Origin of the sequence: Bradyrhizobium sp. S69, from assembly GCF_009766005.1 — a bacterium.
GTDB lineage: Bacteria > Pseudomonadota > Alphaproteobacteria > Rhizobiales > Xanthobacteraceae > Bradyrhizobium.
In genome coordinates this window covers 309,114-322,614 of the sequence record NZ_LMUK01000043.1, presented here as the reverse complement: position 1 = coordinate 322,614, position 13,501 = coordinate 309,114, and the positions used below count along the sequence as shown (strand labels likewise).

Genomic DNA, 13,501 nt, shown 5'->3' with positions numbered 1-13,501 from the left:
TCCGGCGCGCGCGTCTCGAACCATGCGCCACAAAACCATCCCTTGAGACGCGGCCTGCTGCCGAGTCTACGCAGGCAGCGTAGACTTGCCTGCGTGGCCGCTCCTCAGAGCCTGTGAAGCTATCCTGGACGTCATCCTGAGGTGCGCGCCATCTTTGGCGCGCCTCGAAGGATGGTGTTCAGCGCAGTCCGTGCGGCCATCCTTCGAGGCGCGCAAGAAAGTGCGCGCACCTCAGGATGACGTCTGAGCGAGTGGATGGCCTGTTAAAAGACTGGGCCCGGGCATTGCTGCCCGGACCCTTTCGTTTCGCGCGGTGCCGGGGTTACTTGCCCGGCATCTTGTCGTCGATGCCCTTGACGTAGAAGTTCATGCCGAGCACCTGTCCATCGCCGAGATGGTCGCCGCCCTTGCATTCGACTTCCTTGCCGTCCTGGTCCACGACCGGGCATTTGAACGGTTGCAGCTTGCCGGCGGTGATGGCGGCCTCGGTGTCTTCGGCCATCTTCTTCACGTCGTCAGGCATGTTGGTGTAGGGCGCCATCTGGAACATCTTGGTTTCGAGCCCGCCCCAGGTGTCCTCGGATTTCCAGGTGCCGTCGAGCTGGGCCTTCACGCGCGAGATGTAGTAGGGCGCCCAGGTATCCATGATCGAGGTGAGCTGCGACTTCGGTCCGAACTTGATCATTTCGGAATCCTGGCCGAACGCGACCTTGCCGCGCTCGCTTGCGATCTGCATCGCCGCCGGTGAGTCGGTGTGCTGCATGATCACGTCCGCGCCCTGATCGAGCAACGCCTTGGCGGAGTCGGCTTCCTTGCCCGGGTCGAACCACGAATTGGCCCAGATGATCTTGACCTTGATATTGGGGTTGATCGACTGCGCGCCCAGCATGGTGGCGTTGATGCCCGAGACGACTTCGGGGATCGGGAACGAGCCGATGTAACCGAGCACGCCCGATTTCGACATCTTGGCCGCGATCTGGCCCTGGATGTAACGGCCCTGATACCAGCGCGACGAATAGGTCGCCATGTTGGCATCGCGCTTGTAGCCCGAGCAATGTTCGAAATGCACGTCGGGGTACTTCTTCGCGACCTTCAGGGTCGGGTCCATGTAACCGAACGATGTGGTGAAGATCAGCTTGTTGCCGGCGCGAACCAGTTGCTCGATGGCGCGCTCGGCGTCGGGGCCTTCGGGAACGTTCTCGAGATAGGTGGTCTCGACCTTGTCGCCGAATTCCTTGACCAGCGCCTGGCGCGCCAGTTCGTGCTGGTAGGTCCAGCCGAGGTCTCCGACCGGTCCCAGATAAATGAACCCGACTTTCAGCTTGTCGGCGGCCCAGGCGCTGGTGCTGATACCGGCGCTGATACTGCCGGCCAGCAGAAACGCCGCGGCAGCTGCAAGAAGTGTCTTCCTCATCGTCAATTCTCCAAACAATCGGGGGTACCACAGTCCAGGACGGCGCGCCCCATCACGCACGCCCGGGATTATCAATTCAGCGATCGGGCACGAACACGGTGCCCAGCGCCGCCGGCGCGGTCGAGCCGCCGGTGCGGGCGCGCGATAGCGCCACCAGCACGATCACGGTCGCGAGGTAAGGCAATGACGACATGAACTGCGACGGAATTCCGATGCCAGCGCCTTGTGCATGCAATTGCAGGATGGTGACCGCGCCGAACAGATAGGCGCCGATCACGAGGCGCCCCGGTCGCCATGATGCGAACACCGTCAGTGCCAGCGCGATCCAGCCGCGGCCGGCGGTCATGCCGGGAATGAAGAACGGCGTATAGGCCAGCGGCAAATAAGCGCCGGCGAGGCCGGCACAGGCGCCGCCGAACATCACCGCGTACATCCGGATCCGCAACACGGGATAGCCGAGCGCATGCGCCGACGTATGGTTGTCGCCGCAAGCTCGCAAAATCAACCCGGCGCGGGTCTTGTACAGGAACCACCAGACGCCGACCACAAGCGCCAGCGACAGATAGACGAACGCGTCTTCGCCGAACAGGATGCGGCCGACCAGCGGGATGTCGGTCAGGCCGGGGATGTGCAGGTGCGCCGCCGGTGTAATCCGTTCGCCGACGAAGCCGGCGCCGATCAGGCCGGATAGTCCGATGCCGAGGATGGTCAGCGCCAGGCCCGAGGCGACCTGGTTGACCGCGAGGCCGAGAGTCATCATCGCAAAGATCAGCGACAGCAGGGTGCCGGCGACTATTCCGCACACCGCGCCGACGATGATCGAGCCGGACAGCCACGCCCCGCCGAAGCCGCAGGCCGCACCGACGATCATCATGCCCTCGACGCCGAGATTGAGAACGCCGGAGCGTTCGGTCACCAGTTCGCCGGTGGCCGCGATCAGCAGAGGCGTCGATGCCGCGAGCACCGACAGGATGATGGCTTCAGCCAGTTCCACGGGACACCTGCCTCGATGCGAAGATGAGCCGGAAGCGATAGAGGATCAGGGAATCGCAGGCGAGCACGTAGAACAGCAGGAGGCCCTGGAACACCTTGGTGACGTCCAACGGAATTTTCATCGCGATCTGGGCCTGTTCGCCGCCGATAAAAGTAAGCGCGAGGAAAAGGCCTGCAATTAATATTCCAATTGGGTTCAGCCGACCGAGAAATGCCACGATGATCGCGGTGAAGCCGTAACCGGGCGAAATGCCCGGCTGCAAATGTCCGACCGGTCCTGCCACCTCGATGATTCCGGCAAGCCCGGCCAGTGCGCCCGAGATCGCGAAGGTCAAAAGGATCAGCTGGTCGGAGTTGAAGCCGCCGAAGCGCGCGGCGCGCGGTGCCGCGCCGACGACGCGGATTTCGAAGCCCTTGATGGTGCGTCCGAGCAGCACGCTGGCCGCGGCAACCACGATCAGCGCAATGATGGCGCCGAGATGCAGGCGGCCGCCGGCGATCAATACCGGAACGGTTGCGACCGGATCGAACTCCGCGGTGGTCGGGAAATTGAAGCCGGCCGGATCGCGCCACGGGCCGCGCACCAGATAATCCAGGAACAGATCCGCGACATAGACCAGCATCAGGCTGGTCAGGATCTCGCTGGCCCCGAACCTGGTCTTGCAGATCGCCGGTATCAGCGCGTACAGCGCGCCCGCCGCAGCACCGGCCGCCAGCATCGCGGGCAGCACCCAATATCCGGCATCGGTGCCTTGCGTTTTCACCGCGATCCAGCTGCCGGCGACCGCGCCGATCAGGAATTGGCCTTCGGCGCCGATGTTCCAGGCGTTGGCGAGATAGCAGAGCGACAGGCCGACCGCGATCATCACCAGCGGCGTCGCCTTCACCGCGATTTCCTGCAGCGAATAGCTGTCGGTCAAGGGATCGATGAAGTAGACGCCGAGTGCTGCAACCGGATTTTTTCCCAAAATCGCGAACAGGATGCTCATCGTCACGATGGTCAGGCCGATCGCGATCAGCGGCGAAACCAGTGCGATGGTGTTCGATCGCTCGGTCCGCTTCTCAAGCACGAACTGCATGCGTGGCCTCCTTCGGCTCGAGACTGCTGCCGCCCATCAACAGCCCGAGTTTCTCGCGGCTGGCGTCCGCGGTCGGCATCGGTTCGGAGAGGTGGCCGTGGAACATCACGGCGATGCGGTCGGTGATCTCGGCGAGTTCATCGAGGTCCTGGCTGGTCACCAGCACGGCGGCGCCATTGGCGGCGAGATCGAGCAGCGCCTGCCGGATCACGGCGGCCGCACCGGCATCCACGCCCCAGGTCGGCTGGCTCACGACCAGGACCGCGGGGTTACGCAGGATTTCGCGGCCGACGATGAATTTCTGCAGATTGCCGCCCGACAGGCTGGCGGCTTCGGGATCACGCTTGGCCTTGCGCACGTCGAACGTCTCGGTGGCGCGGTCGACCGTCAGCAGCATTGCGGCGGTATTGACAAAGCCGTGCTGCACCATGCCGCTGGCCGCGTGTCCGGTCAGCAGCGCATTCTCGGATAGTCTCATGCGCGGGGCGGTGCCGTGCCCGAGCCGCTCTTCGGGCACGAAGGCTGCGCCAAGCTTGCGGCGCCGCGTGATGGAGAGGTGGCCCGCGGCGATGCCGTCGATCACCACCGTGCCAGGGTCCCGCGACGGCCGCTCACCGGAAAGTGCCGCGAAAAGTTCATCCTGGCCGTTACCGGCGACGCCGGCGATGCCCAAGATTTCACCACCCCTCAGTTCGAGCGAGATGTGTTCAAGCCTGACGCCGTGGGCATCGTCGGGCTCGAGGTTGAGATCGTTGACGACCAGCCGCGGGATCCCGACCTGCCGCCCGGCGGAAGCCCTGACCTCCTTGATATCGGCGCCGACCATCATGCGCGCGAGCGATGCGGCGGTCTCAAATTTCGGGTTGCAGGTCGAGACCTTCTTGCCGCCGCGCAGGATGGTGGCGGTGTCGCACAGCCGCTTCACCTCTTCGAGCTTATGGCTGATGTAGAGGATGGCGCGGCCCTCGGCCTTCAGGCGCTCCAGCACGACGAACAATTGATCGGCTTCCTGCGGGGTCAGCACCGCGGTCGGCTCATCGAGGATCAGGAATTTGGGGTTTTGCATCAAGGCGCGGACGATCTCGATGCGCTGACGCTCCCCCACCGATAGCTGCCAGACCTCGCGTTTGGGGTCGAGCGGAAGCCCATAGACATTCGACACTTCCTGAAGGCGCGCCGACATGTCCTTGAAGGATTCCTTGCCGTCGAGCCCGAGCGCGACGTTCTCGGCGACGGTGAGGTTGTCAAACAGCGAAAAGTGCTGAAACACCATGCCGATACCGCGACTGCGCGCTTCTGACGGTCCGGACAGCACCATTTTCTCGCCCAGCCAGCGCATTTCGCCTTCGCTCGGCTGGATCAATCCATAGATGGCTTTGACCAGCGTCGACTTTCCGGCGCCGTTCTCGCCCAGCAGGGCATGGATTTGCCGCGGCCAGATATCGATATCGATCGCTTCGTTGGCGAGAAACGTACCGTAGCGCTTGGTCAGCCCGACGGTCTGAAGCAACGGCGCTTCGTCAGAGCGAGGACCGGGTGTTGAATCTAACATTCGCGCTCACGGGTGCGAGGAACGACTGCCTCAATACTGAGCTAATTTGAACGTCGCCGTAAGTAGTGAAAAAGCGCCAGCTTTTGCCTAACTCTTCGGCAATTCGAAAAACCACTGATTCTCTCAAGCTAATTAGTTCGGCCACCCTCTGACGGCCGACCGAGCGGTAGTTCGGCGACAAGACCGCCGTTGTCGTGTTGCAGAATTGTAACGGTCGATGCAAATCGGAACCGCCGCAGCACGCCTGCCGTCAATGTGAGCAACGTCATCTCGTCCGTTGCGGAGTCACGGGTTCGCGGCGAGCGGGTGCAAAGGACTAAGGTTGCGCTGCGGTAGAATGCTGCGGAAGGCCAATTAGAATGGGCCTAAGTGTGACGTGCGTGACGTCCTGCGCCCACTCTCGCGTTCTGTTTTCACCCGATGCTCCGGTCCAGGCGGCGGATCGTTCGGCGATCGATCGCGAGTTCGTGATGAAACTTGCGGCAACACATGGAAAAACTTGAGGCTTCGCAGTTCGCGTGATCGGCGCAAGTGTCATTTCGAAGGGCCTTGATCGTTGTGCTCGTTAACTCTGGGGGTATTCAGAATGTCCTACCGTACTAAAGCAATTGCAGCCGCGGCGCTGTCACTTGCGGCAATTGCCACAATCGCGCCGATGAGCTTCGCCCATGCGGCGGATCTGCCCCCGGTCAAGGCCAAGGCAAAGCCGATCGCGGACGTACCGTTCTTCTTCGTCAACGATAACCTGCTGACCTACGCGGTTCAGTTCAATGCGACCGATCCGGGCGTCACCGCCAAGACCGTGAAGCAGGTCTATGCCTATACCCACTTCGACGTGTGGGCCTACGGCACCAACTTCATCACCCTGTCGCTGGCCAAGTCCGACCACGCCGACCCGGCCGCGCCTTGCGGCGACCCCTTCAACGCCAATCCCGGTAATTGCGCCGGCGCGGCCGAGTTTTACGGCCTGATCCGCAGCACGTTCGGCTGGAATCAGCTGTTCAACACCAAGATGTTCTCCGTTGGTGGCGTGCTGAACAACATCTCGTTCGAAGTCGGTGTCGACGGCGAAACCGAGAACCAGTTCCTGGCGCCCAACAAGAAAGATGTCGTCGCCGGTCTGCAATTCGCTTTCGACCTGCCGTACAAGGGCTTCCTCGACATCGCTCCCCTCTATTACCAGGAGTGGAATCACAATGCGTATCTGACGCCGGGCCTGGTCGGCACGGGGTGCTTCCCGGTCGATGCCTGCTCGGGCATCTCGGACGGCAATACGCGCTTCAACGCAACCTGGGCCCTGGAAATCAACTACTACATGGACCTGGGTTTCCTGCCTGAACAGATCAACTACTTCTCGGTCAGCGGTCGCGCTGGTTTCTATGGCGCGAAGGGCGCGGGGGCAGCTTCGCCGTCGACCATTCAGGCTAGCAACAACACCGCGATGGAAATCAACTCCGAACCGATCCGCTTGACCTTCGACGCCAGCAAGGCGGTCTACGGTGCCAAATACGCCCACTTCCTCGACGTCTGGGTCGCCTATCGCTTCTGGGAGAACAAGTTCGGCCTCAACGACCAGAACGTCAACAATCCGGTCTGCTACACCAACGGCGTGAACAACCGCTCCTGCACCGAGAAATCGTTGTATGCCGGCGTTACCGCCAAGTTCTAAATCTGAAAGTTCTGATCTGAGCCTCCAAGCTCTGAGCTGAAGACCACCAACTGCTAAAAATGGCGCCGCGATGTTCCCCGCGGCGCCATTTCTGCTGGCGTGTATCGGAGAGGCCGATGCGTCCACTTGGCGACATCGTGCTGCTGCGAACCCGGGTCCCGACGGCATCCGATCTGCCAAATCCCCGACCGACATTGGTTTTTTCGATCGCGACATGGTGCGAAAATAATGCGAGATAAAGTCCGCGCGCCGGCGCGGATCAGGATAGAACGCGACGCGTTATTCGCCAGAGCGTTTTCGAGCGAAGTGGATACCGGTTCGCGTCAAGAAAACGCGTCAAAACACAAGAGTCTAGAGCCCGGTTCTGATTCCATCAGAACCGGAACTGCTCGAGACCCGCTATCGATGGAGAAGATTCAACATGCGGTTCCAATCAGCTTTGCCGGCCATCCTCGTTGCGTTGCTGCTCGGCTCCACGGCACAGGCTTTTGCACAGGGTACCGGTGACTATGCGGCTCCGCCTCCGGGCCCGGACGTCCGTGCCGGGTTGGCCGCCAGGGACGCGTACCAAAGCGGCCGACCGATGCCGACCGATAATGCGGTGAGCCCATGGTTCCGCGCCGAGCCGGTCGCTGCCGAGCCGCGCCGGCGCCATCCCGTCAAGAAGACCGTCGACTGACAGACTGTCGACTGACCGCGGAAGATCGAACGCTATTTCGTCCAGACGCCGTCGTGCAGCGCCGCGGCCTCGTCCTCCAGCCGCGGCCCGACGACCTCGGTCGATCGTTGGCCGCTCGCGAAGACCTCGCGGCAGGGCAGGTTCAACGTCGGGTTTTCCGGATGATTGCCGGTGATGTCGCGCAGGCGGTGTTCGCTCAAGGCATAGACCAGCCGGCCGATGCCGGCCCAATACATCGCGCCCGCGCACATCGCGCACGGCTCGGCGGACGAATACAATGTCGCCGCGCCGAGGATCTCCAGGCTCAGCGTCGTGCAGGCCTGGGTCGCCAGCAAACGCTCGGCATGCGCGGTGCCATCATGATCGGGCATATAGCCGTTCTCAACCTCGATCAGCACGTTGCCGCTGCGATCGACCAGAATCGCGCCGAAGGGGTGATTGCCGTGGCTCATGGCGCGGCGGGCAACCTCGAACGAACGGCGCAGGAAATGATCGTCGCGCTCGCTCGGGTCGAGATGGGCGATGTCGCTCATAAGTTCATTTCTTGTTTGAGCATGATCTTCGGGCAAACGCTTCGCGTTTGTCCCGAGGAAAACCGGTTCCCACTTTTTCGGATCATGCTCTAGTGCCCCGCCATGTGTCGTCCGATTTCGGTGAGGTCGGTTTGGCCGGCGCGCGCCTCGTAGACGAACTGGCCGTGGAACATCACCACCAGGCGATCGGACAGTTCCAGCAGTTCGTCAAGGTCCTCGCTGACCAATAGCACCGCGGCGCCGCGGTTGCGCGCCGCCATGATCTCGGCATGGATCTGCGCCACCGCTGCGAAATCGAGGCCGAAGCAGGGATTGGCTGCGATCAGGACTTCGACGTCGCCGCCGAGTTCGCGCGCCAGCACGGCGCGCTGCACGTTGCCGCCCGACAACGCCGCAATCGGCGTATCCGGTCCGCGGGTCTTGATCTTGTAGAGCCCGATCTTCTTCTCGGCATCGTCGCGGAACGCCGCGCCGTTGAGCCACCAGCCGCCGCTGGCAAACGGGCTGCGGTCGAATTCGCGGAACGCGAGATTGTCGGCGACGCTCATGCCGCCGACGCAGGCGTTCTTGAGGGGTTCTTCGGGCAACAGCGACATCTTGTGCCGCCGCATTTCCTCGCGGCTGGCATGATAGACCTCGCCGATCACCCGGATTTCACCGCTCTCGGCCTCGCGCTGGCCGGCGAGCACTTCGACCAGCTGGCGCTGGCCGTTGCCGGAGACGCCGGCGATGCCGACGATCTCACCGCCGCGGATCGACAGCGAAACGTCGTGCACGGCGACCGCGCCAGCATCGTCCAGCGCGTTCAGTTTGTCGAGTTCGAGCCGCGCTGCGGTGACTTCGCCTGAACGCGCCGGCTGCACCGTCAATTCCTCGGCACCGATCATGGTGCGCGCCATGTCGTCCGGCGTGAGATCGGCAACCCGGCCGTGGCCGGCGAGCTTGCCGCGGCGCAGGATGGTGACGTCATCGGCAAACGCCATCACCTCGCGGAATTTGTGGGTGATCATCAGGATGGTCAGGTCGCCGGCCACGACCATGGCGCGCAGCATGCCCAAGACCTCGTCGGCCTCGGCCGGCGTCAGCACCGAGGTCGGCTCGTCCAGGATCAGGAAGCGCCGCTTCAGATAGAGCTGCTTGAGGATTTCGCATTTTTGCCGTTCGCCGGCGGAGATGTCGGAGACCCGCGCCTTGAGCGGCACCTTGAACGGCATCCGCGCCAGGAACGCCTCGAGCTCCCTGGTCTCCTTGGCCCAGTTCACCACCGCGGGCACGTCGTCGCGCGCCAGCACGAGATTTTCCGCCACCGTCATCGCCGGCACCAGGGTGAAATGCTGGTACACCATGCCGAGCCCGAGCGCATGCGCGTCCTTTGGGTTGGCGATCGCCTGTTGACGGCCGCCGACCAGGATCTCGCCCTCGGTCGCGTGATAATACCCCATGATGCATTTCACCAGCGTGCTCTTGCCGGCGCCGTTTTCGCCGAGCAGCGCATGGAACGACCCCGGACGCACCTTGAGTTCGACATTGTCGAGCGCGAGGAAGTCGCCGAACTTCATGGTCACCGCGAGCGCATCGACGCCGAGTGCGCCCTCCGGGAGCGGCGTCTCGCCGATGATCATGATACGGCCTCGATAAACGCCCCGGAGGTTGCGACGGCGCCGAACACGCCGCCCTGCATCTTGATCATCTTCAGCGCGTGCTCGTGATTGCTCTTGTCGGTAGCGGCGCAGCAGTCCTCGACCAGCACGCATTCGAAGCCGCGATCGTTGGCCTCGCGCATCGTGGTGTGGACGCAGACGTCGGTGGTGATGCCGGTCAGCACGAGGTTTTCGATGCCGCGCAGCCGCAGCATCAGCTCCAGGTCGGTGGCGCAGAACGAGCCCTTGCCCGGCTTGTCGATGATCGGTTCGCCCGGCAGCGGCGCCAGATCAGGGATGATCTCCCAGCCGGCTTCGCCGCGCACCAGCACGCGGCCGCAGGGCCCGGGATCGCCGATCCCGGCGCCGATCTGCCGCGAGCGCCAGCGCTTGTTGTCCGGCAGGTCGGAGAGGTCGGGGCGATGGCCTTCGCGGGTGTGGATGATGTGAAAGCCCTGGGCGCGCATCACGCCAAGCAACTTCTTGATCGGTTCGATCGGCGCCCGCGTCAGCGACAGATCATACCCCATCTTGTCGACGTAGCCGCCGACGCCGCAGAAGTCGGTCTGCATATCGATGATAATCAGCGCGGTATTTTTCGGGCGCAGATCGCCATTATACGGCCACGCGTAGGGTTCGGACTTCAGATAGCGCTCAGCCATGGTTTTGTCCTTGCTGTGGTCCTAGCTCTTGCGACGTGCGATTACCTTGTGATCGACAGTTCGGCCGGCGCGCCGGTCAAGGTGCGCTTCGGCGAGCAGGTGATGATCATGATCGCCAGCGTCAGGATGTAAGGCGCCGCATTGAACAGATGATAGCCCGAGGTGACGCCGACCGATTGCAGCGCCGGCCCGAGCGCTGCCGCGCCGCCAAAAGCCAGCGATGCCCACAGGCACAGCATCGGATCCCAGCGCGCGAAGATCACCAGCGCCACCGCGGTGATGCCCTGGCCGCTGGAGAGGCCCTCGTTCCAGCTTCCGGGATAGAACAGCGACAGGAATGAGCCGCCGATGCCGGCCAGGAAGCCGCCGACCATGGTGGCGCGCAGCCTTATGCCGAGCACGGAATATCCCATCGCGCGCGCGGAATCGGAGCTTTCGCCGGCAGTGCGGATCAACAGGCCCCAGCGCGTGGTGCGAAATGCCCAGCCGAGAATTGGCGCGAGGACGACGCCAAGCAAAAACAATACGTTGATGCGCAACGCGGCGCGAACCTGAGAAATATCGCTCCACCATCCGAAATCGATCGCGGGAAGTCTTGGGGCCGTGGGCTCGATCAGCGGCTTGCCGAGATAAAATGCCAACCCGGTTCCGAACAGCATCAGCGCGATGCCGACCGCGATGTCGTTGACGCGCGGCAGCGAGCAGATACCGGCATGCAGCGCGCCGAGCAGCGAACCGGCAAGGCCGGCGGCGAGCACGCCGAGCCAGGGCGATCCGGTCAGGTAAGAGATGCCATAGGCGCTCATTGCGCCCATCACCAGCGTGCCTTCGAGGCCGAGATTGATGCGCCCGGAGCGCTCGGTGATGCATTCGCCGAGGCTGACGAACAGGAACGGCGTGGAGACGCGGATGGCGCCGCCGAACACCGCGAGCGGCACGGTCCAGAGCCCGATCGTTCCGTCCGCCATCAGGATTTTCCTTTCAGGAAGCCTATTCGTCCGTACAGCGCGTCGCTGGCGAGAACGAACACAAAGATGATGCCCTGCAGCACCTGCACCGAGGCGTCGGGAAGACCGAGCCTGCGTTGCAACAACCCGCCGCTGGCGCTGATGCCGCCGAGCAGGATGGCGACCGGAATGATGGCCAGCGGATTCTGCCGCGACAGGAAGGCGACCAGAATGCCGGTAAAGCCGTAGCCGGCAGCGAGGTTGGCGTTGGTGCGGCCCTGCACCGCGGCGACCTCGACCATGCCCGCCAGACCCGCCGACGCGCCGGCCAAAAAGCAGATCGTCAGGATGAGCTTGCTGACACCGAGGCCGACGATCTTGGCAGCGCGGATGTTGCCGCCGGCGACGCGGGCGGCGAAGCCGAACACAGTGTGATAGATCAGGATATAGGATGCGATCGCGGCGATGATGCCGAACACCAGGCCCCAATGCACGTCGGTGCCGGGGATCGAGCCGATCATGTTGGCGGCGCCGATTTCGCGGGTCGACGGCTTGTTGAGACTGGCGGGGTCGCGCATCGGGCCTTCGACCAGATGGTTGAGGATCGCGAGTGCGATGTAGACCAAAAGCAAACTCGATATCGTTTCATTGACGCCGCGGAACTGGCGCAAGCCTCCCGAGAGCATGATCCAGAGACCGCCGCCGATCATGCCGCCGCAGGCCATCGCCAGTTGCACCACCAAAGGAGGCGCCGATTGCAGCAATAGCGCCACGCCGGTGGCGGACAGCGCGCCGATCAACAGCGCGCCTTCGCCGCCGATGATGACCATGCCGAGCTGCGCGGGCAGCGCCGTACATAGCGCGGTGAGGATCAAAGGCGCTGCGCGGGTAAGACTGTTCTGCCAGGAGAACCAGGTGCCGAACGCGCCTTGATACATGTAGAAATACAGGTCGAGCGGGTTCTTGCCGAACAGGAACACGAAGATGCCGAACACGCCGAGCGCGGCGATCAGTGCCGCGCTCGGAATCAGGATGTATTCGATGGAGGTGCCGTAGCGTTGCAGGAATCCGGGATCGGCGGCTGGTGCTACCGCGACCGCGTCGACCGGCTCTGCCACGTCAGTGGTCATGAAGTCGCTCCGATGACGCCTTCCACCAGATAATCCATCTTTTCGAGTTCGGGATCCTTCTGGCCGCGATCGGTGCCGGCCGCGATCACGGTCTTGCCCTTGTTGTCCATGATCGGGCCCTTGAAGATGGTATAGGTGCCGGCGACCAGTTGAGCCTTGATGTCGTCGGCATGCTTGCGGGCTTCCGCCGATACCGCCTCGCCATAGGGCGAGCATTTGACGATCTCTTCCTTGAGGCCGCCGCGGTAGAAGTTCGGGATTTTCTCGCCGGACTGGATCATCTTGACGAATTTGGGATACAGCGCTTCCCAGTTCCATTCCGCGCCGGTGAGGTAGGCTTTCGGCGCCAGCGGCGACTGGTTGACGTGATAGCCGCATACCATCGCGCCACGTTTCGCGGCGTTCTCGACCATGGTCTTCGGTCCGTCGACGTGACAGGTCAGGACATCGACGCCCTGATCGATCAGGCTATTGGTGGCTTCGGCTTCCTTGACCGGCATCGACCAGTCCCCCGTGAAGATCACCTGCGTGGTGGCCTTGGGGTTTGCAAGTTTCGCGCCGAGCGTGAAGGCGTTGATGTTGCGCAGCACCTGCGGGATCGGCTTGGCCGCGACGAAGCCGAGCTTTCCGGTCTTGGTGGAGTGGCCGGCGACGATGCCCGAGATGAACTGGGCTTCATCGATATAACCAAAATAGCTGCCGGCGTTCTTCGGATCCTTGTCGGTCCACAGGCCGCCGCAATGCTCGAAAGTGACCTTCGGATATTTGGCCGCCGTCTTGAGCACGTGCGGACTGTAGTAGCCGAACGAGGTTGGGAACAGCAGTGTCGCGCCGTCGAGGTTGATCATGGACTCCATGGTCTTTTCGACTGCGTCGGTTTCCGGGACCTTTTCTTCCTCGACTACCTTGAGGCCGGACATCTTCTTCAGCGCCGCGGCGCCTTGCGCGTGGGCCTGGTTGTAGCCGTAGTCGTCGCGCGAGCCGACATAGATGAAACCGACCGTCATGTCGGCTGCGGCGGCGGAACGCACGCCCAAAGCGGAGCCGAGTGTCAGCGCGGCGCCCCCCTGCAAGAGATGCCGCCGTGAAATCCTGCCAAAATCCATTGGTTGCTCCCTCTGGCGGACGGACCGCCGCTAAATCCTGCGGCTTCGCCTGAGCGGCGGAGCCCGGAGCCAGATTCGCAATCTTCGTGCCAATGCC

The 13,501-nt window shown here is 63.0% G+C and carries 12 protein-coding genes; 2 read left to right on the top strand and 10 right to left on the bottom strand.

From position 1 onward, the window contains the following. Positions 1-322: 322 nt before the first annotated feature. From GSQ88_RS23885 to GSQ88_RS23870, 4 genes are all read right to left on the bottom strand, one after another. Complete coding sequence (locus tag GSQ88_RS23885; RefSeq protein WP_159010207.1) at positions 323-1,414, bottom strand: BMP family ABC transporter substrate-binding protein; 1,092 nt, start codon at positions 1,412-1,414, stop codon at positions 323-325. Between the two features lie 76 nt (positions 1,415-1,490). Then, positions 1,491-2,408 (bottom strand): ABC transporter permease, encoded by a 918-nt coding sequence (locus tag GSQ88_RS23880; RefSeq protein ID WP_159010206.1) that lies wholly within the window; start codon positions 2,406-2,408, stop codon positions 1,491-1,493. Then, on the bottom strand, positions 2,395-3,486 hold the full coding sequence (locus tag GSQ88_RS23875) for an ABC transporter permease (protein ID WP_159010205.1): 1,092 nt from the start codon (positions 3,484-3,486) through the stop codon (positions 2,395-2,397). Before GSQ88_RS23875 ends, GSQ88_RS23880 begins: the two co-directional genes overlap by 14 nt. Beyond that, complete coding sequence (locus GSQ88_RS23870; RefSeq protein ID WP_159010204.1) at positions 3,470-5,038, bottom strand: ABC transporter ATP-binding protein; 1,569 nt, start codon at positions 5,036-5,038, stop codon at positions 3,470-3,472. The genes GSQ88_RS23875 and GSQ88_RS23870 overlap by 17 nt, the downstream gene beginning before the upstream one ends. 586 nt (positions 5,039-5,624) lie before the next feature. On the opposite strand from GSQ88_RS23870, the gene GSQ88_RS23865 reads away from it, so the two are divergent. Together GSQ88_RS23865 and GSQ88_RS23860 are read left to right on the top strand one after the other, a co-directional pair. Beyond that, the gene (locus tag GSQ88_RS23865; protein ID WP_159010203.1) at positions 5,625-6,707 is read left to right on the top strand and encodes a hypothetical protein; all 1,083 of its coding nucleotides are present in this window, start codon (positions 5,625-5,627) and stop codon (positions 6,705-6,707) included. A gap of 421 nt (positions 6,708-7,128) precedes the next feature. Further along, entirely contained in the window at positions 7,129-7,386 is a 258-nt protein-coding gene (locus GSQ88_RS23860) for a hypothetical protein (RefSeq protein ID WP_159010202.1), read from the top strand. 32 nt (positions 7,387-7,418) lie between these two features. Here GSQ88_RS23860 and GSQ88_RS23855 read toward each other — a convergent pair whose 3' ends face one another. The 6 genes from GSQ88_RS23855 to GSQ88_RS23830 all read right to left on the bottom strand — a co-directional run bounded on the left by GSQ88_RS23855 (position 7,419) and on the right by GSQ88_RS23830 (position 13,404). Beyond that, positions 7,419-7,919: a nucleoside deaminase gene (locus GSQ88_RS23855; RefSeq protein WP_159010201.1), complete on the bottom strand. Its 501-nt coding sequence runs from the start codon at positions 7,917-7,919 to the stop codon at positions 7,419-7,421. 89 nt (positions 7,920-8,008) lie between these two features. Next, a complete protein-coding gene (locus GSQ88_RS23850) occupies positions 8,009-9,541 on the bottom strand; it encodes an ABC transporter ATP-binding protein (RefSeq protein WP_159010200.1) in 1,533 nt (510 codons plus the stop codon). Continuing rightward, on the bottom strand, positions 9,538-10,221 hold the full coding sequence (gene biuH / locus GSQ88_RS23845; protein WP_159010199.1) for a biuret amidohydrolase: 684 nt from the start codon (positions 10,219-10,221) through the stop codon (positions 9,538-9,540). The genes GSQ88_RS23850 and biuH overlap by 4 nt, the downstream gene beginning before the upstream one ends. A 41-nt stretch (positions 10,222-10,262) precedes the next feature. Further along, positions 10,263-11,189: an ABC transporter permease gene (locus GSQ88_RS23840; RefSeq protein WP_159010198.1), complete on the bottom strand. Its 927-nt coding sequence runs from the start codon at positions 11,187-11,189 to the stop codon at positions 10,263-10,265. Continuing rightward, positions 11,189-12,298 carry an ABC transporter permease gene (locus GSQ88_RS23835; RefSeq protein ID WP_159010197.1) on the bottom strand — a complete coding sequence of 370 codons (1,110 nt, stop codon included), beginning with the start codon at positions 12,296-12,298 and terminating at the stop codon, positions 11,189-11,191. The genes GSQ88_RS23840 and GSQ88_RS23835 overlap by 1 nt, the downstream gene beginning before the upstream one ends. Next, entirely contained in the window at positions 12,295-13,404 is a 1,110-nt protein-coding gene (locus GSQ88_RS23830; protein WP_159010196.1) for a BMP family ABC transporter substrate-binding protein, read from the bottom strand. The genes GSQ88_RS23835 and GSQ88_RS23830 overlap by 4 nt, the downstream gene beginning before the upstream one ends. Positions 13,405-13,501: the final 97 nt, after the last annotated feature.